16 protein-coding genes are annotated in these 23,442 nt (G+C 46.4%); 13 read left to right on the top strand and 3 right to left on the bottom strand.

The window, feature by feature from the left end:
* Positions 1-14: 14 nt before the first annotated feature.
* From ONB37_01820 to ONB37_01800, 5 genes are all read left to right on the top strand, one after another.
* A complete protein-coding gene (locus ONB37_01820; protein ID MDZ7398879.1) occupies positions 15-689 on the top strand; it encodes a heme exporter protein CcmB in 675 nt (224 codons plus the stop codon).
* 653 nt (positions 690-1,342) lie between these two features.
* On the top strand, positions 1,343-2,053 hold the full coding sequence (locus tag ONB37_01815; protein ID MDZ7398878.1) for an SPOR domain-containing protein: 711 nt from the start codon (positions 1,343-1,345) through the stop codon (positions 2,051-2,053).
* 199 nt (positions 2,054-2,252) lie between these two features.
* The gene (locus ONB37_01810) at positions 2,253-3,989 is read left to right on the top strand and encodes a glycogen/starch synthase (GenBank protein ID MDZ7398877.1); all 1,737 of its coding nucleotides are present in this window, start codon (positions 2,253-2,255) and stop codon (positions 3,987-3,989) included.
* A 262-nt stretch (positions 3,990-4,251) separates the two neighbouring features.
* The gene (locus ONB37_01805; GenBank protein ID MDZ7398876.1) at positions 4,252-5,181 is read left to right on the top strand and encodes a diacylglycerol kinase family lipid kinase; all 930 of its coding nucleotides are present in this window, start codon (positions 4,252-4,254) and stop codon (positions 5,179-5,181) included.
* A gap of 13 nt (positions 5,182-5,194) precedes the next feature.
* Complete coding sequence (locus ONB37_01800; GenBank protein ID MDZ7398875.1) at positions 5,195-5,533, top strand: GIY-YIG nuclease family protein; 339 nt, start codon at positions 5,195-5,197, stop codon at positions 5,531-5,533.
* Between the two features lie 181 nt (positions 5,534-5,714).
* Here the strand turns inward: ONB37_01800 and ONB37_01795 are convergent, their stop codons facing one another.
* Positions 5,715-7,244 (bottom strand): aromatic amino acid ammonia-lyase, encoded by a 1,530-nt coding sequence (locus ONB37_01795; protein ID MDZ7398874.1) that lies wholly within the window; start codon positions 7,242-7,244, stop codon positions 5,715-5,717.
* 516 nt (positions 7,245-7,760) lie between these two features.
* Between ONB37_01795 and hisS the strand changes: the two genes are divergently transcribed.
* The gene (gene hisS, locus ONB37_01790) at positions 7,761-9,131 is read left to right on the top strand and encodes a histidine--tRNA ligase (GenBank protein MDZ7398873.1); all 1,371 of its coding nucleotides are present in this window, start codon (positions 7,761-7,763) and stop codon (positions 9,129-9,131) included.
* Between the two features lie 261 nt (positions 9,132-9,392).
* Here the strand turns inward: hisS and ONB37_01785 are convergent, their stop codons facing one another.
* Positions 9,393-10,793 (bottom strand): beta-lactamase family protein, encoded by a 1,401-nt coding sequence (locus tag ONB37_01785; protein ID MDZ7398872.1) that lies wholly within the window; start codon positions 10,791-10,793, stop codon positions 9,393-9,395.
* 262 nt (positions 10,794-11,055) lie between these two features.
* On the opposite strand from ONB37_01785, the gene ONB37_01780 reads away from it, so the two are divergent.
* The 5 genes from ONB37_01780 to ONB37_01760 all read left to right on the top strand — a co-directional run bounded on the left by ONB37_01780 (position 11,056) and on the right by ONB37_01760 (position 19,452).
* The gene (locus ONB37_01780) at positions 11,056-11,709 is read left to right on the top strand and encodes a hypothetical protein (GenBank protein ID MDZ7398871.1); all 654 of its coding nucleotides are present in this window, start codon (positions 11,056-11,058) and stop codon (positions 11,707-11,709) included.
* Between the two features lie 138 nt (positions 11,710-11,847).
* Complete coding sequence (locus tag ONB37_01775) at positions 11,848-12,327, top strand: transcriptional coactivator p15/PC4 family protein (protein MDZ7398870.1); 480 nt, start codon at positions 11,848-11,850, stop codon at positions 12,325-12,327.
* Between the two features lie 191 nt (positions 12,328-12,518).
* Complete coding sequence (locus tag ONB37_01770; GenBank protein MDZ7398869.1) at positions 12,519-13,277, top strand: UDP-2,3-diacylglucosamine diphosphatase; 759 nt, start codon at positions 12,519-12,521, stop codon at positions 13,275-13,277.
* Positions 13,278-13,450: 173 nt separating this feature from the next.
* Positions 13,451-14,269, top strand: coding sequence for a histidinol-phosphatase HisJ family protein (locus tag ONB37_01765; protein ID MDZ7398868.1), 819 nt, complete (start codon positions 13,451-13,453; stop codon positions 14,267-14,269).
* 620 nt (positions 14,270-14,889) lie between these two features.
* Positions 14,890-19,452 carry a DEAD/DEAH box helicase gene (locus tag ONB37_01760; GenBank protein MDZ7398867.1) on the top strand — a complete coding sequence of 1,521 codons (4,563 nt, stop codon included), beginning with the start codon at positions 14,890-14,892 and terminating at the stop codon, positions 19,450-19,452.
* A gap of 202 nt (positions 19,453-19,654) precedes the next feature.
* Here ONB37_01760 and gatD read toward each other — a convergent pair whose 3' ends face one another.
* Entirely contained in the window at positions 19,655-21,040 is a 1,386-nt protein-coding gene (gene gatD / locus ONB37_01755) for a Glu-tRNA(Gln) amidotransferase subunit GatD (protein MDZ7398866.1), read from the bottom strand.
* 444 nt (positions 21,041-21,484) lie between these two features.
* Between gatD and ONB37_01750 the strand changes: the two genes are divergently transcribed.
* Together ONB37_01750 and ONB37_01745 are read left to right on the top strand one after the other, a co-directional pair.
* Positions 21,485-22,276: a carbon-nitrogen family hydrolase gene (locus ONB37_01750; protein MDZ7398865.1), complete on the top strand. Its 792-nt coding sequence runs from the start codon at positions 21,485-21,487 to the stop codon at positions 22,274-22,276.
* Positions 22,277-22,677: 401 nt separating this feature from the next.
* Positions 22,678-23,400, top strand: a complete 723-nt coding sequence (locus ONB37_01745) for an ABC transporter ATP-binding protein (GenBank protein MDZ7398864.1) — start codon at positions 22,678-22,680, stop codon at positions 23,398-23,400.
* Positions 23,401-23,442: the final 42 nt, after the last annotated feature.

Below are 23,442 nucleotides of genomic sequence, written 5' to 3'. Positions count from 1 at the left end.
AGGGAGCAAAAAGCATGACGATGCCACCCATGATCACAATCGCCTGGAAGGACATTCTCTCAGAGCTTCGAAGTCGCGAAACCATCTCATCAATGCTGATCTTTTGCTTGATCGTGGTGGTCATTTTCAATTTCATGTTCGAACCAGGAAGTACCGTGGTCAAACAAATGGTACCTGGAATTCTCTGGGTCGCCATCACTTTCGCGGGCTTGTTGGGCCTGAATCGCTCGTTCATCTACGAAGTCGACCAGGGCTGCTTGATGGGGCTGCTGCTTTGTCCCGTAGACCACTATCTGCTTTATTTGGGCAAGATGATCGGAAATTTCTTGTTCATGGTATTGATGGAAGTGATCATGCTTCCTTTGATGATTGTGCTTTTCAATCTTGATATTTTCGCCATTCTGCTCCCTCTCCTATCCATTATTCTTTTGGGCACTCTGGGGTTCGCTACCGTTGGAACCTTGCTCTCTGCCATTTCGGTCAATACTCGCGCCAGGGAGATCCTGCTGCCCATTCTGCTATTTCCGATTGCAATCCCCGTGCTGCTGGCCGCTGTGAAAGCGACCAGTTCGCTAATCAATCAGGAGAGCTTAGCTGGCGCGGCATCCTGGCTCAGAATTCTGATCGGTTTCGATATCATTTTTCTGGTAATGGCAAGCTTATTGTTCGAGTACGTGGTGGAAGAGTAATGAACGCTTGGGAGCTGGTTCCTTATAAAATTTATCGAATTAATGCTCCATCAAGAGTTGCTTTGCGCGATCGCTATTCAACTCCTTCTAAATTTTTTCACAGATGAAGCGTCCCTGAACGTTCTCAGAGGATTATTCATCGAATTCGATTGTAACTATCATTGCTATCGCCCAAAAATGAAATCTAATGAGAAATAGCCAGACAGATTGAACTGCGTTTCGGCCAATAGTGCTTTGAAGCAACCAAAATTTCAGGCAGCCAAATTTGAGCTTGACAAATCGATCTAAATTTAGTATCTTGCCGCATAAAATATTGAACTCGAACCCACCGTACGAAATTATGTTTTTGTGAAAGCGATATATTCTGTTCATTCCAAGTGGATCTGTCCGTCATTCGACAGATCGAAGAAGGCGTCTTTTTCGGAATCGCTGATTAACCAAATTTCCCTCCAACAACTGGCGTGGTTCGGAATGATGGAGGGTTCACATTTTGCCGATGCTTTGTAACGTTAGGAGAAGGCACAATTGATCCCGGGTAGGAGCAGTAATGCAGCTTTTTTGTACCTGATCATCGGATCTATTGCGCTAGTTGTGGTCATCAAGCAGCCAGATTTTAATTCTGATGCTCATTTTTGCCAAGAGGAGAGGCGTCAATGAAAACATGGAAGAAAATATTCATCGGTGGGCTGGGTGCGCTGACACCGATTATCATGAATTTACTGGTGGTGGATTTGGAGGTGTTGTTGGTAAAACTCACCGTTTTTGCCGTGCTGGGCTATGCTATTCGCGTGCTCATTTTGTTCTATCTCGGCGGGATCACAGCGTTCCTCCATAAAGATGAGAACAACCCAGTCAAAATCTTTGAACTGGGCATTGTTGCACCGGCATTAATCACCGCGCTCATCAATGCCGGACAAATCGATGTCCCACAAAGGCACTCGGCGACCGCGAATCATCCCATCGGCTTGCCATTGTTCAGCTCGGTGGTCTATGCTCAATCCCAGGATACCACCCAAGTTCAGGATACCACTCGTATCGAGCTCCGGCTGAGAACTTTTGCATTGCCCCAAGAAACACCAATCCAGCAATTCTGGCGCGGCTTGTTGGGCATTAACCCGCGACGAACCTTTTTTGTGATTGTCGGCTCACACGACAAGCTCTCTGATGCGATGAATGAGGCGAAAAGATTGACGAAAAAGACCGATCAATTCAAATTCGAGGTCTACGAACCGTTCGGTAGTCGAACGCAGTATTCGATCGTCATCGGTGGACCGATGACTCGCGCGGAAGCCATTCAACTGCAGCGTCAGGCAAGAGAATCGAAATTATTCGACTCGGTGATCATTTGGAACATGTCCCAATGACCACAATCAAGGCGCTTCTGCGATCAATAAATCCTAAGAGCTCATAATTTCGATCATCGGAATATCCATCGATCAATATCATTGTTCAACCATATTTTCATTTGGCTGAATCTGAGGTCAAAATCCATTTTCCGAATCATCAATTTATTCGCGATGGAAAAAAGTATCACCGACTTGAAGCTGTGGAGTTATAAAACGAATGAAAGAAAAGCCCCATATCGATTGGTCCAAGGACTGGACTTTGATGCCTTATTTTTTTGATAATGCTGAAATCAATTTGATAGTCGATCGGCTGAAACACCTGCAGATCGAAACTGTTGCCTATTGTACCTATGAAAATCGTTTCGCCAAAAGTGGGGGACTGGGTGCTGTGGCTACCCTCTTACCCCTACATTTAAAAGCCGCTGATCCCAATGTGGACGTCATCGTCCTAACGCCGTTTCATTCTGGAATCATCGATGAACGACGAGTGTCCCCGACCCATCAGCATGTGTCAATCGAAGTGGGTCAGCACCAATACGATGTCGAAATTTTGGAACATTCGATTCCTTGTGGTGAGCATGGTGCGGTTAAAGAATATTATTTGAAGATCGATGGCTTTTTCAATGCGCAAAATAGGCTCAATGATCCATACATCTTTCATGAATCGGACCAAGATGAGAATGATCGGCTGCTTTTGCAGAATGCGCTCATATTTTGTCATGCAGTGCCATTCGCGTTAAAGGCTTTAGGTCGCGACAATAATATTGTATTTCACCTCCAGGATTGGCAATCTGCTCTGATCGCGTTGACCAGTAAGCTCGCGATGCGAAATGGGGTATTGCGTTCTTGCGGCTCGGTGATAACCCTTCATAATGTGTTCGATTGCTTTGTTCCATGGGAATCGCTGGTACCAATCCTCGGTGCTGGCACGATCGAACGGATCGAACGACAATTCCGACAGGGATTGACGGCCCTGCAGCTCGCTCTGCCCCTGGTCGATGCACCGATCACGACAGTGAGTCAATCCTTTGCTCGAGAATTAACTACTGACATCCTCCAAGCCGAGTATTTTGCTCCGCACCTCCAGCCATTGCTTCAGCGGTCTAAACTCGTCGGCATTCCAAACGGCCCTTTTGTACCGTTCCCAGAGGAATTCAGGCCAGAAAAACAACTGACAATCCAAAAAATCAAAGAAATCAAATCGCGAAATCGAAAAGCATTGTTGCAGGTTTTGGAGCAATATCACCCAGCCGAACAAATTGGAGCATTGACCTACCAGGGAGGACCGATTAGCCATCTGCCCGACTCAGTTCCAATTATTGCAATGACTGGCCGAATGGACGTAAATCAGAAAGGGTACGATATTGCGCTGCAATGTTTTGAGCGGTTTGCGCCGGACGAGATCAAGGTCGTTTTAACGCCTCTGGTATCCAAATTTAGCCATTTGGATTTCCTCCGTGAAGCCGTTTCACGGTGTCAAGGCAATGTCACAATGTTCCCCATGCGGTTGGAACAAGGATACCAGGAATTGCTTCTGGGCAGCAGTTTCGGGCTGATGCCCTCCATTTACGAACCGTTCGGTGCCGCCTTGGAATATCTGGTCAATGGAACGGTGGTCCTCGCGCGAAAAACGGGTGGTCTGGCTGACCAGATTCAGGACCAACGCTGTGGTTTATTGTATCGTGAAACAAACGATTTTTATCAAATCGCTTTTATCCGAGATTACTTTGCCCATAGCAATGATTTAAACGCTCGACGTGCCAATCCCTGGTCCCAAAGCATGGTCGCCGCGTTGCATGAAAAATTAATCGAGGCCATTCATCTCTACCAACATCATCCCGAGGAATACTACCGATTGATCATTATGGGCTTCAAGCAGGCTCGAAGTTTCGATTGGTCCAATGCAGCTCAGAGCTACCTTGAGGTTTATCATCAAGTGGCTCAAGGTCTTTAGCCAATTTCGCACCAGACTTCTGATGATCCAAACTTTTGCCGATCTTCATTTCTTTGGTGCCCAAATTCTAATAAGAGCGTCCTGCAAAAGAAAATCTTCCTCTTTCTGGAGCGCCGCTCTCATGACATCTTCAAGCGAAATTAAATTTCATCTGGATGTCGAATGGGTGTGTTTTAGCCCATTTAGTGATGAAATTTCATCCTGCCAATTGGCAGACAGAACCTTTCGTTAATTTTGAATAATGAATTTGAGCGGAGGAAAAATGTCTGAAAAGAAATGGCTTTTTATCATTAATCCAATTGCTGGTAATGGCTTGGCGGCGAGCTATAAAAATACCGTCAAGGCGATGATCGAAAAATATCAACTTTCTGCTGAGATCTTATTTACCGAACGCCGCGGTCATGCCACACAGCTTGCCGATCAATTTGCCCGGGAGGGATTTACCCATATCATCGGAGTAGGTGGTGATGGGACCTTCAACGAAATCGTCCAAGCTTTGGTCGACCAACCGCACATCACCTTTGGAGCGGTCTCTGCCGGAACCGGCAATGATTTTATCACTATCCTTGGCTTCTCCGAGCATTTTGCTGATCATGACTGGGAAATATTTTTTGAAGAGCACACCGTGCAAATGGACGTCGGCAAATGTAATGATCGCTATTTTATCAACGGAATGGGTCTGGGTTTCGATGCGCAGGTAGCGTTCGAAAATTATGAGGCAGAAAATAGTCGTGCGGTCAAAGGTGGCAGCAAGGTTAAATACTGGAAACATATTTTAAAAACGCTGGTCACCTACAAGGAACACGACATGCAAGTCAACTATTTCGACCAAATGCGCCATACTAAATCGTTTTTAAACACCATAGCGAATGGTCGCAGATTAGCGGGTGGCTTTTATCTGACACCAAACGCAATTGCAAACGACGGCTTGCTTGATGTCTGCATGATTAACGAGCTCTCATTGCCGGGGCGAATCAAGGAGCTACTGCGGGTGATCAAAAAAGTGCATACCGAGGATGCTGTGGTCAATTACTTTTCCACGAATCGAATTGTATTCGAATTTGATCACGAAGTGCCAGCTCACTTAGATGGCGAAATGTACTTTGGGTCCCGTTTTGAAGTGAGTGTCTTACCGCAACATTTGAAGGCAATTTATAATCCTTATGGGAACCATTACTTCGACAAAAAATGATTCGAATCTGACCATGCCTGGGTACTTCCTCTATGTTTTGGAATGCGATAATGGCAGCTATTATACTGGCTATACTAAAAATTTGGCCCGGCGATATGCCGAACATCGCAATGGGACTGCCAAATCCAGCTATACGCGAAGTTTTAGACCGATACGAATCGCTCAATGTTGGCATTTGGACGATTCAATTGGGGTTGTCCTGCGAATCGAACGATGGATCAAACAGCAATCTAAAGCGACCAAAATTTTGCTGATCCAGAGACCAGATCAACTGAAAGCAATGGTTGAGAAGAAACTCAAGATTGAGGTTAACATAATGCCGTTTAATTGGTCTGATATCGATCAGAAATGAAGGATCATGCAGAGCGCGAGGGACGAGACCAATTTTCCCGAACGTGGATTTGCCTTTTTGGCTAAATTTCAATCATTTTCGATCTCACTCGATCCACGCCTAACATCCCCTACAGAAAACAAAACAGCCGCAGATCCACTCATCCGCGGCTGTCCTATCATCCGCTGGAGTAATAAATCGATCAATACGTTTTCAGCTCGCCGATCTCAGCTTCGACAGCTTCGAGAATTTTTCGCTGTTTCACAGCTTGCATCATATTATTGTGATCAGGATACAGGGGCCGGTCCTCGTCGAGATGGTCGACAATTTTTCGGACCGCAGCGTGAGCCGCCCGCGTCCCCTTGCCTGGTTGAAAATCCCTGAAATCCAGCGCCTGCGCCGCGGCAATGAACTCAATACCCAAAATGCCATAGGCATTTTCGATAATCTGTTTGGTCTTTAGCGCCGTATTCATCCCCATGCTGACGAAATCCTCCTGATCTGCAGCCGCCGGAATTGATTGGATCGAGGCGGGCATGGAGAGGATGCGCTGCTCGACGATCAGCATATCTGCAGTATACTGGCTCAGCATGTGTCCCGAAAACATCCCTGCGCCTTTAGTGAGGAACGCGGGCAATCCAACGCTAAGCGCTGGGTGGAGTAACCGGTTCAGCCGACGTTCGGAAATGACACAGACCATGGTAATACAAGCCCCGAGCATATCCAGCGGCACACTTATCGGCGAGCCCTGAAAATTGGCTCCAGTTAACACGATTCCATCATTGGGCAGGAAGATCGGATTATCGGCTACGCCATTGAGTTCGATTTCAAACTGCTGGCGAGTCCAGCGCAACTGATCCCGCGCTGCACCGATCACCTGGGGCGTCGACCTCATGCTATACGCATCCTGCACTTTCACTTTCATTTTTCCCGTTAAGAGATCAGATCCAGCGATGATCTTCTGAAGATTTTCGGCGGATGTAATTGCGCCAGGAAATCCTCGGAGCCGATGCAAGCGCGGATCGTACGGCTTCATATTCGCCAAAAGGGCTTCCAGCGTCATGGCTGCGGCGATTTCTGCTTGCTTCAAGAGCCGCTCCGCCTCGTAAATCTGCAAACAGCCCATGCCAGTGATCAAATTGCTCCCATTAATTGCTGCTAAACCATCTCGGGCCTTTAAACCGGGGATTGGAATTCCGGCGCGCTCCATCGCAACACCCCCTGGCAAGCGCTCCCCTTGATAGAAAGCCTCCCCTTCTCCCATGAGCAGCAACGCCATCTGGCTCATCGGCGAAAGATCTCCGCATGCCCCAACACTCCCTTTTTGACAAACCACTGGGGTCACTCCTTTATTCAACATTTCAACGTAAGTCAAAGTGATCTCAGGACGACAACCGGAAAATCCTTTTGCATGGACATTGATGCGGCTCAGCATCGCTGCACGCACCTCAGGGATCGGAACCGGCTCCCCAATTCCAGCCGAATGATTGTAGATCAAATATTTTTGAAATTGCTGAATCTGTTCCTCATTCAAAATGACATTGCACAGCTCGCCAATCCCAGTATTCACTCCATACATGATCTCCCCATCCGTAATTTTTTTTTCAATAAAGCCCCGGCAGCGCTGAATCCGCTCCAGTGCGCCCGGATGGAGCTTCACTTGTTCCTGCTGATAAGCCACGCGATAAACATCCTCAATCGTCAGATCTTTTCCTGTGACCTCAATCGCCATTGCTCCTCCAATATTAAAATTTTAGCTGTTCCATCTCTTATTTTTATCGCTCAATTTACTTATTTCGCCCGCAAGAGTCAATCATTTTTTTGGGAAAAAAGCCAAGTCTTTCGGTAAGATTCTGCATCATTAAGCTTATCTGAATCGGGTGCATACCGTTCCCTAAAATTCAGTTGGATCGAACACAAGCATGATTATAGGTTTTAACAAAAAAATTGCTTGCCTTCTTTTGCAATAATACTTATATTTCGGCCAATTTGAAATTGGAAGTCTGCTGACGATCGACATGCGTATCTTTGTCTAAAGCATCGATCAATACCAACTTTTGGAATTTATTAGGTGGTAGATTCTGGAATGCTTTGGCCCTATTAACAGGGCTATTTTGATTTTCATTTTTCTGAAGTTTCAATTATCCGTGAATCTCCGTGAAAGAATCAGCAAAGCTTTTGGACTGAATAGGCGCAATGCAATCGTCATCGGATGAATCTTATTTTCTTAGATGTGGAGCGACGAGTAATGGAGATTATTAAACCCAGCCTACCAAAAGGGACTCGGGATTTTCTGCCAGAACAGATGCTACGGCGTCAGTTAGTCATGAATACCATTCGATCCATCTTCGAAAAATATGGTTATGAGCCGCTTGAAACGCCTTCAATTGAAACGCTGGAGGTCCTTTCAGGAAAATATGGTGAAGAGGGTGAACAATTGATCTTTAAGGTGCTCAAACGTGGCACAGGAATAGAGAAAGTGGGTCGATCGATCACTCAATTTACCATTTCACGGCTTTCTGATATTGTTGAAGAGGCGTTGCGCTACGACCTAACTGTGCCGCTATGTCGCGTGGTGGCTATGTATCAGAACGAAATTACCCTTCCGTTCAAACGGTATCAGATGCAGCCGGTTTGGCGGGGCGATAAGCCGCAAAAGGGACGATATCGCGAGTTCTATCAATGCGATGCCGATACCGTCGGCAGCTCCTCGATGTTGGCTGATGCCGAAACCATCGCATTGATCCATGAGATCCTAACAACTTTGGGTTTCAACAAATTCAAAATTAGGATCAATAATCGCAAGATATTATCCGGGATTGTGGAATATGCTGGCGTAGAAGCGGTGCGCGGTAATGAAGTTTGCATCGCCATTGATAAGTTGGAAAAAATCGGGATTGATGGAGTCCGGCAAGAGTTGCAGGAGCGCGATATTTCCCTATCGGCCATCAATAAGATTCTGCCCATTTTAGAAATCACAGGACCAGCCAAAAATGTATTGAGCGATATAACCACATTTTTGAAAGATTCCGCTATTGGCCTGGAGGGGATCAATGAGCTTAATGAACTGATCGGATATATAGCAGATTTAGGCATCCCATCAGAAAATTATGCCATCGATCTGTATTTGGCGCGGGGACTGACTTATTACACTGGTCCGATCTATGAATCTGTGGTAGAACAACCGAGCATTGGCTCTCTGACGGGCGGCGGTCGCTATGATCAGTTGGTTGGGATGTTTCTCGGGACCGATATCCCAGCAACAGGAACCACCATTGGCATCGAGCGCATCATCGATGTCATGACCGAGCTGAATATGTTCCCCGAGTCACGCACCAGAACTCAGGTCCTGGTAACGATATTCGATGAGAACACAAAAAAGGCCAGTCTGGCTATTGCCCGGCAGTTACGAGCTGCCGGCATCAACACTGAAATATTTTTCGAAGCTGGCGGTTTAAAAAAGCAATTCAAGTATGCCAATCGGAAGGGTATTCCGTTCGTGGTGGTCCTAGGGCCGGAGGAGATCCAGAACAATCTGATTTCACTCAAAAATATGAACTCGGGCGAACAAACCAACGTCACCCTGGAACAAATGATAAATTTGTTAAAGCAGTTTTAGCGGAGTCTGATAGTCAATCAACGGATTTTTCAAGTGAAAAAGCTTGTTCAGTCTCAACCATTCTGAGAAAATTCAGTTGAGCTGAGTGTCATATTGCCCGAGCTCCGAAATGCTTTGACGGAGCTTGGGTTTTCTCATTTTTTCCCAAATGAAGTTGATCGTTTCATTTAAATGAGGCAGCCGAAGAAAAACTGATTATATGGCATGAATTCAGACCCTCTAATCGCTCTCAATCGAAAAGGGACAATGCAAGGGGAGCATTTAGCGAATCGCCTTTAAAATCCGCGCTACCAATTCCGCCTGGTTCCAAACGTTATTTTGCTCAGTATATCCCAGCCGCACAATGACCAACTGTTTCGACGGGATGATGGTAACATACTGATCGTTATGCCCTCTGGCTGAGAAAAGATCCTGAGGAAGAGAGGCGGCTAAAGTGGGGTCGTAAATGGGCAGACAATGATGTCCCACCCACCAATGCGCGCCGTACTTTCCATTCGGAGCCAATTCCAGCGGCTTCACCGAGTATTGCACCCAGCCCTCCGGTAAGATGCGCTGCCCCTCCCAAATTCCATCTTGCAGATAGAGCAAACCGAATCGTGCCCAATCCCGAGCCGTCGCATACATGTAGGAAGACCCAACAAGATTTCCAGCGGCATCTGGCTCGATCAGGGCACTGTACATCCCGATTCGATGAAAAAGCATTTTTGCTGGAAATTCCAGGTAAGCCCGATCATCTCCAGCGAAGGTCTGACGAATGATGCGGGAAAGGATATTGGTCGTTCCGCTGGAATAGTCCCAATAGCTCCCTGGTGCATGAATGACTGGCTTATTGATGGCAAATTTCGACACATCCTTTTCGCGATATAACATCATCACCACGTCGGAGAAGAGGCTGCTATATCGTTCGTCAAACTCCAAACCACTGGTCATGTGAAGCAGATGATCTAATTGAATAGCGCGCCGGGGATCGTCAGCAGATTGCCATTCCGGCACCAGAGCGAACTGCTCAATGGACAGCTTCCCCTGGCCGACCAATATTCCGATCAATGCGTTCATCACGCTTTTGGTCATGGACCAGCCCAGCATTCGGGTCCTTGGGGTGAATCCCTCTGCATACCGCTCGGCGATAATTTGCCCCTGATATACAACTATCAATGCCCGAGTCCGACGCAAGTGCTGGGAATCAGGTTCCGCGAACGCATCACTGATCGCCTGATCCATTAGTGCTCGATCAATTTCCTTTGGTAGATGGCTCAAATCTACCAAATCTCCCTGAGGCCAATGCGTGGACCAATAGGCCTCTGGCGGTTGCGCCTCAGGCAAAGTCAAACTCAAATCCTTTGGGGATAAGTCCAAAGTTGCGCCCAGACCTGGTCGATAATACGCGGTTCGTTTCACCAGACCCAGTGGCGCTGTGGCTATCACTCGCTTGGTCTCAAAATCAATCTGATGCTGAATGATTTTTAATCTCGGATCTGAAAGCTCTTCGCGCAACACATCAACTGGATCACGATCGGCGACAAACACGCTGGAACAGAGTAGCTTTGCTTTATATCCTGCCCCAATGTAAGCGATATGAAGAAAATTCCTGCCAAAGTACCAAACAGCAAGCAGAAGGATGACCAGGAAGACTGAAATAAATATTTTGAACGTTTTTTTCATTTTCATTTCTCTGAATTGAGGACCTAAATTCCCTTCAAAATACCCCTATTCCTCAGTTTTTCAGCGCGAGCGAGCCGAGCGATTTATCTGTTCGTTCATTAATTAAAAGCTTAATATCAAGCAAGAGTTTTGTTTGAATCAAAATTAAAAGAAAATATTTGAAAATGTCAACAGATATTTTTATATTGAAGCCGTTCAACAAGGTGCTCCGTCGATCATAAAATGATTGAATATTTTCGAAGCCATTCATATAGATTTCTATATGAAAGTCTATTTTATTCTCTTGATGCTGTGCTGGTCAAGCGTCTTGCTGGTCAGCGAATTGGAAGCGCAGCATTCTTGGCAACTAGCGATTGCGCTAGGCGATGCCTACTGTGTTCCAGCGCCCTTATGCTTGCGGCAAAAAGGCTTTTCTGATATCAAAGTCACTGCCAGATTTGCGACCCATTCGTTTCAGCCTCCCATCTATTATGCCATGAAAGCGAGCCGCTATGCTGGTGCCGATGGCTGGGAGTTCGAGTTCATCCATCTGAAAATCGACTTAAAAAATAAAAACGAAGACATCCAACGGTTTGAAGTGTCCCATGGATTTAATCTTTTTACATTGCTTCGAAGTTGGAAACGGCGGAATTTTGACTGGCAAATCGGAGGGGGGCTAGTGCTTGCCCACCCTGAAAATACGGTGAGAAACCTGAAAATATCTGAGACCAATGGTTTATTCCATAGCGGCTACTACATCGCTGGCCCAAATATTCAACTGGCACTTGCAAGGACATTGATCCGAAGGCGTGATTTTTCAATTTTTATCTCTGGCAAATTCACTGGAGCTCATTGCTGGATTCCGATCGCTGCGGGCCAGTCCCAATTGCTTCTATTCAATTTCCACGGCCTCTTTGGCATCGTATATGCCTTTTAATGCAGCCGACTGGCTCAATTTGCAATCATTCAAAAATGAGCTCGAATCGCATTCTAAAGAGGTACACCATGAAAAAAGTTTTAGCAATTTAAACAATGAGTACAATACTGAACATCAACAACAGATAAAAAAGATGCGGTGCTGTCACAAACGAATTTCAATTCAATCCCGTTGAGCCGCACAACAGAATTGCGGTTTGAAGTGAACCAATATAAAGGCAAAAGCTACATTAATATCCGACAGTACGTCACTTCGGATAAATATGCAGGTTATACGCGAAAGGGTGTGACGCTCAGCAATGAGTTGGCCGAGCAATTGCTCGTTGCGATCCGATCTGCAGGATCGATCCAACAATCATCGGCGGAACAAGAACTCTGTCGACTACCGAAAAACAACTCCACTGAGTTGATCGCTCGGATCATACCACCAAGTGAGAAAAACCAAATTGGTTCGTTGGATGTGAGGGAATGTATCCGAAGCGAAAAGTATACTGGTTGGACCCAAAAAGGCTTTCGCCTTTTGTTAAATAATTTGCCTCTGGTAATTGCATACCTGGAGGGATGCCTGAGCCAACTCATCCAAACGAAATCGAATATTGATTCAATGCGAGCTGATTAGGCAATTAGCAGCGATTCATAAGACAATGGCGCTCTCCAATCTTACGAAATTCAAAGCACTGGAAAGCGCAGAATAGCTCTTCTTTAAAGAGCAATAAGTTTTCTTATTACTAAATTCGATTGATCCAGAATGATGGCTTTGCGTATTTTGCTGATGTCTTGAATTCAAAATCGCTTCAGGAGGGATGATAATTGCAAGAATTGGAGTTACCGTTTGAAATCGACAAGCCCACTTTTTTGATCAGCGACTTGCACCTTGGCGATGGCGCTCGAGCCGATAATTTTCGTCAGAGCAGAGCTGAGCAGCCACTGCTTCGCTTTCTCGATATGGCAGCCCAACGAGGAAAACGGCTGATTATCAACGGTGACTTGTTCGAGCTATGGAAATTTGATCTGCCGATCTGCCTCCGAGTGTATCGCCGAATACTAGCCAAGCTCAAGGAAATCTCTGACCAAGGTCTGGAGATCATCTATATTTTTGGTAATCATGATTTCGATCTCAGCTATTTGCAACACCTGTTTCGCTTCATCGTCGAGAGCTGGGATTTTGGGCAATATCTTCATATTGAACATGGCCATCGATTTGATCGGGATTCGGGGACAATTTGGAAGATCCGTCAAGCAGCAGTATGGCTGGTTGCCTGGGCCGAACGGTGGTTCGACCGTAATATAGATCTCAGGTTGGATCGAGCATTGCAGCGCTATCATATTTTCCAGCCAAAAACACCCGCATCACGGCGCTATCGAGGAACCTTAATCGAATACGAAAGAGAAGTCGAAAAATTGTTGGGAAGGTATCAAATGATCATTCTTGGGCATACTCATAAACCGATGCTCAAATATTTGCATCCAACTGGCATTTATGCCAATAGCGGCACTTGGATCGCTGGAAGAAGGGATTACATCTTCATTGAAGGGAATAGGATTTTCTTAGGTGAATTCAAATCTTAACTCGCTCTGACATGGATAAAAACGGTGAAATTGAAGCACGTTGAAATGAGCAAATTGGATAAACAAACTCGAATCCCAAAGCTCAACTTTGCAAATCGTCATTAATTTTTTCTTCCGCAATTGTGGCGTCAGAGCGATTTAACGCTTTATCATTTAAAACTGAAAAGGATATTATGTTGGATTACCACATTCACACCAAACGGTGCGGTCATGCTACTGGAGAGATGCACGAATATGTTGAACAGGCGCAAGCGATTGGATTATCCGAGATGGGCTTCAGCGACCATTTTCCATTCCAAGATCGAGAGCGGCCTGAACTGGCCATGTCGCTTGCTGAGCTGCCCGATTATGTGCGTGATGTCGAACAAATTCGTCACCGCTACCCCAAAATCCCCATTCGACTGGGGACCGAGGTTGATTATTTTCCTCAGCAGGAGCAGCAAATTGGCAAATTGCTCGCCCAATATCCTTTCGATTACGTCATCGTCGGGGTCCATTTCATCGGCGAATGGAATTTTGACAATCGGGCTGAGATCGCCGAATGGGAAAAGCGGGATGTCAACGAGGTTTATGAACAATATATCCTATTGCTCAAACATGCAGCTTGCTCAGGATTATTCAATATCGTTGCCCATTGCGATCTGGTGAAAATTTTTGGGTATCGACCAACCAGAAGTTTTCATGATCAGTGGGAAGAGTTGGTACAATGTTTTGCCCAAAACGGATTAGCTGTCGAAATTAGCACAGCAGGATTATATAAGCCCGTAGGCGAAATTTACCCTTCAGAGGAAATCATCGCATTGCTGAAAAAATACAATGTTCCAATTGTGATTAGCTCCGACGCCCATCGACCTGAACATGTGGGCCGAGATTTCGATCGGGCGATCCGTTTGGCGCTGAAATACGGCATCGATTCGGTGTGTTTGTTCGAAAACCGAAAGTTGGTCCAGCAAATACCCATTGCACAGCATTTGGCATCTTTATCGGAATAAAACTGTTGAGTCATCGCCATATGCGATGCAACTGGAGAAAAACATTTCTTGATAAAGATTTCAATTGATATTCGGCTCATTTTTATTCAATGAGATTTGCTCGGTTTCATCATGAAGATTGAGCAACGGTTCGAGATCTTGAATTCATGATTCTATCTCGCGTCCGGTTTTGAACAATTGAATGATCAAACCAGCTTTGTCACTGGTGAACTACTTGCCCTCAATGGAGACAATTGTTCTCTATTTCGGGGCATGGATCGTTGCTTTCACTTAGTGCTCGCTAAGCTGATCCTGGGTTTTCAGAACCAGCTTGGGGTGAATGAAATCTCAGTTCAGGAAAATCGTCATTTGATTGGATTGAAGGATTTGTCCAGATCCCGGTTGCTATTGCCATGGGACAATCCAGTTCAAAACAACCTTTATACTTTTTGAAACGTCCAATCGGATTGCCAAATTGTTTCTTTAATGATTTGAAAAATAAATCGGGTCAGTTGCAATTGAGTGAAAAGTTTTTGAGCAGAAATCTTCATCGAGAATTATTCTTTTTTAAGGCTGCTTTTTCCCCGAATTGAAAAGTTGATTATTTTATCAATTTGGTTATGCTTAATGGAGAAAATTCTTTGGGGCTTTTTCATCCGATCATCCAGCTATGGTTTAATGAGCGATTTAGAGAACCAACCCCTCCTCAAATGCAGGGTTGGCCACCAATTTCCCGCGGCGAAAATACGCTCATTTTAGCTCCAACCGGCTCGGGCAAAACACTGGCGGCTTTTCTGGTGTGCATCGATGACTTATTAAAAAAGCTGCTTTCCAACGAACCGCCGATGGGTGTGCATACCCTGTATATCTCTCCTTTGAAAGCGCTCAATTATGATATCGAGAGAAACTTGGTATCGCCTTTGGCTGGAATTCAGGAAAAGTCCAGGGAATTGAAAACAACCATTCCAGAGATTCGAGTAGCAGTTCGAACTGGAGACACTCCTCAGCAGGAGCGCGAGTTGGCCTTGCGTTTCCCGCCGCACATATTAATTACCACCCCAGAATCGTTGCATCTACTTTTGACCTCGCATCGCGCCCAGCGAATCCTTCGATCTGTGAAATATGTGATCGTCGATGAGATTCATGCGATCTCGGACAATAAGCGGGGCACTTTTCTCGCTTTGCTATTAGAGCGACTGCAGCATATCGTAATGCAGCCTTTTGTTCGGATTGGCCTCTCTGCAACCCAGCAGCCTTTGGATGAGATCGGCCGCTTTTTGGTCGGGAATGATCTCGAGTATCAGAACGGGGTGGCAATTTTGAAGCCTCGGCAAGTCACGATTGTGGATGCTGGAATGCGAAAGAACTTGGATTTAAAAATCATCAGCCCGGTAGAAGATTTTCGAGAACTTCCAGAGAATACCATCTGGCCTGAAATTTATCAAAAGCTTCTGGAATTGATCCAAAAGCATCGATCGACTTTGATCTTTGTCAATAATCGAGCGGCCGCAGAACGGGTGACGGCAGCGCTAAATGAGCGGGCGGGGTTTGAATTGGTGAAAGCCCATCATGGCAGCGTGTCAAAGGAGATGCGCCGAGAAATTGAAGAGCAACTCAAACAGGGCAAGCTGACCGCACTGGTAGCAACTGCCACCCTGGAGCTAGGGATCGATATGGGCGCCATCGATCTGGTCTGTCAGGTGGAGTCGCCAAAAGATGTGGCTCGAGCTCTCCAGCGAGTAGGACGCGCCGGCCATCTATATCAGATGGCAAGCAAAGGTCGGTTGATTCCCAAGATGCGCTCAGATCTGCTCGAAATGACCGTGATCGCCGGCGCTATGCTGCGAGCCGATGTGTCACCAATCAAAATTCCCAAAAACTGCCTGGATATTTTAGCACAGCAAATTATCGCCATGGTCGCCATGAAGCCCTGGTCAGTAGATCAACTTTACGATCTGGTTCGACAGGCTTATCCTTTTCAAGCATTGCCGAAATCGCATTTTCTGAGCGTGGTGGAGATGGTCTCCGGCCGCTATCCATCGGAGGTATTTCGCGACTTAAAGCCACGCGTTTCATGGGATCGGGTGAATCGAATGCTTTACGCTTTGCCGGGAACACAGCGGGCAGCGATTTTGGGCGGCGGTGCAATTCCCGATACAGGCCAATACGGCTGTTATCTGGAAGATGGCGTGACTCGGCTCGGAGAATTGGAGGAGGAATTCGTGTTCGAGCGAAGAGTCGGCGAGGTCATTGCGCTGGGAAGCAGTCAATGGCGGATCAAAGAGATCACCCATGACCGAGTTCTCGTTGCCCCTGCTCGCGATGCTATGGCCCGAATGCCGTTTTGGAGAGGCGAATTCATGAATCGCTCGGCTCATTTGTCCCGAAGGTATGGTCAATTTTGTCGCGAAATGGCAGATCGGCTCGAAGATCCTCATTGCCTAAAATGGCTGATGGAGAATTTCCCTCTGGATGAACTGGCAGCCAGTAACCTTTATCAGTATTTTAAGGATCAAAAACAGATAGCAGGGGTGATTCCAGATGATCGAACCATTTTGATCGAGAGTTTTCAGGACGAATTGGGGGATCCGAGGATCGTCATCCTCTCGCCTTATGGCGGCCGGGTTCATCTGCCTTGGAAATTGGCTATAATCGCCCAGTTTAAAAAGCGATTGAATATCGCACCCGAATCGCTCCACTCCGACGGAGGAATTGTGATTCGCTATCCCATCGAACACGTCCAACGCGCAATTGAGATCATCAAAAGCGTTACCCCCCAGAACATCTCCGATTTAGTGATTGCCGAGTTGGCCGATTCCGCCTTTTTTGGTATTCGATTTCGACATAATGCCAATCGGGCGATGCTCATCCCCCGGCCCAAACCGGGAAAGCGCTCTCCGCTGTGGTTACAGCGCATGCGCTCTCGGGACCTGTTAGAGGTCGCTCATCAATTTCCCAATTTTCCAATTGTTGTGGAAACCTATCGGGAATCGCTCCAGGACTTTCTGGCAATGGATGAGCTGAAGGAACTCCTCACTCGCATCGAGTCGGGTGAAGTCAAATTTGTGATCCGTGCAGCTACGACGCCGTCCCCATTTGCCGCAACACTCTTATTGGACTTCATGGCCAGCTACATGTATGAATACGATGAGCCGAAACCAAGCGATACCAGCGACATCGCGGTTGAGAAGGACTTTATTGAAGAATTGACATCATCTGAAGCGGTGCATCTGCTACTGCATCAAGACGCCATCAATGAGATCGAGCAGCGAATGCAAGGTCGAGCCGATGGCTATCGCGCCAGGACTGCAAGTGAACTGGTCGATCTGCTCCATCGGATTGGTGATTTAACTGAAGAAGAGATCGAACAACGAGTTGCTGGGGATGCGAAATCGCTAATGCAAACCTTAGTGGCAGAGCGACGAGCGTTCTGCGTCTTCATCGACGGAGTTCATCAAAATTGGCGGTGGATCGCCCCAGAGGATTTCCCTTTATATCGGTCAGCCTTCGCAGATCCAAATGCCCCTGTGACTTCCCCCAGGAGCTTCCAAAAAATTTATTTCAAATTGGGCGATGATGAACTTGAATCCTTGCCATCCGATGAGATCTTACCAGCAGAAATCGCGTCTCAAAGCCGGCCTCAAGCTGAGGCCCAAAAGTTGATCCTTGAGCGCTACGTTGCCAATCATGCTGGAGTCCCGCTCGCCGATATGGTTGCCCGTTACCCAATCGATCGGCCGATGGTGGAACAGTGGCTCGAGGAACAAAAAGCAGCTGGAAAATATGTTGCGCTGAAGATCGGTGAATCTGAGGATCAGCTTCAATGGGCGACAAGCGAAACCGTTGCACAAGCACGACGCCTGACGTTGCGCCAGCAACGTCACCAGGTTCAACCCTGCGACGTGACCCAATATGTGCAATGGCTATTGCGCTGGCAACATCGAACGCCAGAAACAAAATGCTTTGGTTTGCAAGGGCTGTTGCAATTGATCGAACAATTCCAAGGTTTACGCTTGCCAGCAGAGCTCTGGGAGACAGAAATATTCGCCAAAAGAATGGAAGTTTATCAGCCCGCATGGCTGGATGAATTGTGTCGGCAAGGCGAGATCACCTGGTATGGCTCATCTTCTTCGACAAGCAATAAGGGAGATATCGCATTTGCGTTTCGAAGCGATCTCTCGTATTTTCGATACCGATTTAAGGATGCAATTCCCCAGGCAAAGGACAATAGTGCAGAAGAATTGATTGAGAAACTTCGAAGCGCGCTCCAGACCCAAGGCGCATGCTTTGTGAATGATCTATCGTTAGCAACCGGGTTACCGCCGTCTGCTTGTGCGGCGGGTCTCTGGGAATTGATCTGGCGGGGTGAAGTCAGCAATGATAGCTTCGCCGTTATCCGTGCCGATAAACCAACTTACTCACTTGAACAAGTGATCGAAACGACTGGAATAAGACTTAGTTATCGTCATTATCGGCGCCATGAGCGCTATCGACCGCTGCCTGGTGCTGGCCGATGGTGGCAATTGCCAGCAATGATGAGCCCCGAGAACGTGACCGGGGATCAAATTGAGGCTTTGATCAATCAGATCCTCCGACGTTATGGTCTCATCTGCCGGGAGATTTATGATCTAGAGCGCTGGCCAATTCCTTGGCGGTCAATTTATGAGGCATTGGTGCGATTAGAATGGCGCGGCGAAATCCGACGTGGCTACTTCGTCAAAAGTTTTTCTGGCTTGCAGTTCGCGTTGCCGAAAGCTGCCGATGCACTCATATACTTAACTCACAGGCCATCTGCCGAGATAGAAGGCGACGAGCGCCCGATCTTAATCAATAGCTGTGATCCAGCCAATCTCTATGGAGCAGCATCACCCCTTCCCGTCATCCATCCTCGGCAACCAGATTGGCGATTGCTCCGTCATCCAAACAATTATTTGATCATCAAAGCTGGTCTGCCAATAATGGCGATTGAATCTAAAGGTGCACAATTGACCCCATTGCGGGAGCTGTCTTCAAATGATTTGGAGACTATTATTGCATTACTCCCTCAATTATTGGATGATCCAGCAGGGTGGCGCAGGATCCGCGCCATAAAAGTCGAATTCTATGACCGGCAACCAGTGAGGACATCAGAGATCGCTGGCCTGTTGAAACGGCTGGGGTTTCGGGATGAATATAAGATGATGATATTGGAAAAAAACTATTAGGGCATTCCCAAATAAGAAATATTTTGTCAACGATTTCTTCACAAAAAATTTTTCATCTCGTCAGGATAAATATCCTTTCCGTCATTCATTTTCAAATTTATTCGGATTCAGATTACCAAAACTCCGAAAAATTTTACTTGCTTCGTTCTTTGATCCCAGAAACTGTCCGCAATCAATAATGGGCCTTTCATCGGCTTGAGAGCTATTTCCAATATTTGCTGATGAACTCCTCGACCTCAGGGATTCCGCCTTGATAAATCAAATAGCCGTTATGCGGTTCGCGCTCCGTAATTTCTCCTGCAATGGGGGTCAGCATAATCTCCTTGACTTTTTCCAGATCGGTCGTTTGTCCCAATGTCCAGCCCAATTTCACATAGGCGACCTCGGGCAACATATTAGCTGCGGGAATCACCCCCAACTCCATGATGTCGCGGCCGGTGTCATAGACATACATTTGGACGTAGCCCCAAAGAGTTTGAACTGTCATAAACATGGCTATACCCTTTTGGTGGGCTTTTTTAAGAGCGGGATAGAGCGGCTTATTCACATGCCCCAAGCCAGTCCCAGCTATAATGATGCCCTTGTAATTGTTGTCGATCAACGATTCAATGATATCGGGCCGCATATTGGGATAATAATAGACGATAGAGACCATTTCTTCGAAAGCAGTATTGATAACCACGTTTCTATCGTTTCGACGGCGTTTGTAATCGTTTCGCAATGGGATGATCCAATCACGGCTGACCATGGCCAGCGGAATATCTCCGATGGTGCGAAAAGTGGATCTATAACTGGAATGCATCTTACGCACTCGCGTCCCTCGATGCAATAAATCATATTGATCACTGGTTGGCCCGAACATGCAAACCATCACTTCAGCAATATCGCTTTCGGCCGCGGTTTTCGTCGCATTAATTAGATTGATCGCCGCATCCGAAGAAGGCCGATCGCTGGAGCGCTGCGAACCCACCATAACGATTGGCACCGGCGAGTTTTGCACCATAAATGAAAGGATCGCTGCAGTGTGATGCATCGTATCAGTCCCATGACCAATCACTATGCCGCTCACCCCTTTTTCAATTTCCCGTCCAATGGCCGTCGCAGTCCCAATCCATTGCTCAGGCCCCATGTTTTCACTGAATACCCCATAAAGTTTTTCGGTCTCGAGGTTACAAATATCCGCTAACTCAGGCACCGAACCGTACAGTTCACCAGGTGAAAACGCCGGGATTACCGCGCCAGTGCGATAATCCAGCCGACTGGCAATGGTCCCCCCAGTGCCAAACAATTTTACCCGCGGTTTTTTGGGATCGTACGGAAATTGTTTTTCAGGAATTTTATAGTTCGCCTTTTTATACCCGGTTTGTCGCATTCCAGTGATTGTATCAACCGCTAAACCAACATTATAACCATTGCGCAATTTCAATACGATATGCCGATCATCAGCGGTCTCGGACCGTGGCAAAATAATTCCTTTAAACTCCCCACGTGTTGTTTCTACCTCCACATCACTCCATACCTGAACCGAAAAATTCTTCAAAGTACTCAGCGCTGGTCCCCGATAGCCCTTGTATTGCTCATTGTCCATCACTCATCACATCCCTTATAGGTTTTACTACGGTTCGAATATCTACCCATTTCTGATATGAAACCAAGAGCAAAAAAACAATGCCACTGCTGCGAATGCAAAAATTTCCTACTAAATCAATTTTAAAGTCAATCAACCGACGAGAAGCTTATCCGCCCACTCCAACATATTTTTTAGAATTCAGCATCACAATCAGATTCAATAAAAATGATCTGAAATGCTGATCGACTCTTTTGTGCTGGCTGATAATGAATCTTTTTAGGCGCAATTCGATATGAATTGCGCAGATTGATTTTTTGTGGCTCGATTTTTAGTCCAAAATAAATAAATAGAGTCTAAAAATCAAGGCAAATTTCTTGAGGAAAAAAATTAATGCTTGTTATTGAGTGCGGAATTGCATAACTTTATAGAGATCGCTTCGATCATAAACAGGAGAAATCAATCATGAGAATTGCCGTAGCTCAGATCAAATGTTCGCTCGGAGATCCGCTGTCCAATTTAGAGCAGATCGCCGCTCTTACCCAAAATGCTGCCGAAAAAGGATGTCACGTTATCGTCTTCCCCGAAATGGTTGATACAGGGTATGAAATGTCAGTGGTTCGGGAAAAGGCATCCTCCTGGAATGATGCGCCATTTCAAACCATCCAAAACATTGCCGAACAGCACAAAATTCATGTCATCGCTGGGATATCGGAAAAAGAAGGCGAACGAATTTACAATTCCATCGCCGCTTTTGGTCCTCGAGGAGAATTTATTGGCAAATATCGTAAAGCCCATTTGGCTGCTTATCCGCCGCTGGATGAAGATAGCTGTATCTCACCAGGCGATTCGCTATCGCTTTTTACTATCGGCAGTATGACGTGGGGATTCATGATCTGTTACGATCTTCGATTTCCAGAGCTCAGCCGATCATTGGTGCTGAAAGGGGCAGAGGTTCTGGTGCTATGCTCTGCCTGGCCGTTTCCTCGGGTTGGCCACTGGGATATCTTGACCCGGGCTCGGGCGATAGAAAATCAAGTTTATCTCATTGCCGCCAATCGGGTTGGAAACGACGGGATGGTAACATTTTGTGGTTCCAGCCGCATCATCGATCCCTATGGCGTGATTGTCGCATCAGCCGCCGAGGATCGCGAAGCCCTTTTGATCGGCGAAATCAACCGCGATAATCTGATGGCAGTGCGCAACAAGATGCCAATCTTTCAACATCGTCGCCCCGAGCTCTATCAAGTAAACTAAGTATCGCGTCCGATTATTGAATTTTCATGCTCCTGCTCTTCTCGCGACATTGAATTCAGGTTGTCCGTTTCCCTTCTTTGGCCCGCATTGGGCAACCTGAATTTTAAGCGGGAAATCATCAAATATGACTCAATAATTTGCCGCGCTCATTCAACAACCGCAGAATCCTCTCTGTCTCATTTGCAGCTTTTATTCGCCTCCAATCGCAGATTGATCCTTTTCCTTCTTAAAATCATTGATAGATCCAATCTGCTACCCAATTGGTTGATTAGCTCGGTACTACTTCCTATATGTTCACAAGATACAATATCCATTCCTTAGCCTTCCTAAGCATTCTGGTGGATTGGGAACTTTCATCGTATCTGATCGTTTTCCCATCTTTAATTCTGAAAAGGAGAACTATGCGACGATTTTTAGAACAGCCATTCGAATCCAGTATCATTGAATTGCGAGAATTGACCAAAATCTATCGCGAGGTCGATTGCGAGCGAACGGTGCTCAATGACGTCAATTGCACGATTCGAGCTGGGGAATTGATCATCTTGCTCGGCAAAAGCGGATCTGGCAAATCCACACTGCTCAATTTGATCAGCGGGATCGATCTGCCCACATCAGGGGAAGTAATTTTGAGGAATCAAAGCCTTAATCGACTTCCCGAGCAACAGCGTACGCTATTTCGACGCGCACATATTGGGTTCATTTTTCAATTTTTCAACTTGATCCCCACGCTGACCGTGGAAGAAAATTTGCTATTGCCATTGGAATTGAACGGGCAAAATGGACGATTGGCCAGGGAACGGGTAATTGCAATGCTGGAAGATGTCGGTTTGCCAGCTCGCGCAAAAAGCTATCCAGATCGCCTTTCCGGGGGCGAGCAACAACGCGTCGCCATTGCCCGAGCGCTCATTCATGATCCTGACATCATTTTAGCTGATGAACCCACAGGCAATCTCGATTATGAAACAGGCGCACAGGTGATCGCCCTTTTAGATAAATTGGTGCGCCGGCAACAAAAAACTCTGATTATGGCAACCCATAGTCGCGAATTGATCGGTATGGCCGATCGAATTTTTTCGATCCGAGAAGGCAAGCTGGTGGAGAGTCCTTCTTTGTCGTTCGCTTAGTCTTGGCAAATGGATCTGTGCGCAGGATCATTATAGCGATAT

The sequence above is a fragment of the candidate division KSB1 bacterium genome, from assembly GCA_034506395.1.
Taxonomy (GTDB): Bacteria; Zhuqueibacterota; Zhuqueibacteria; order Thermofontimicrobiales; family Thermofontimicrobiaceae; genus Thermofontimicrobium.
This window is presented reverse-complemented; position numbering and strand designations above follow the sequence as displayed.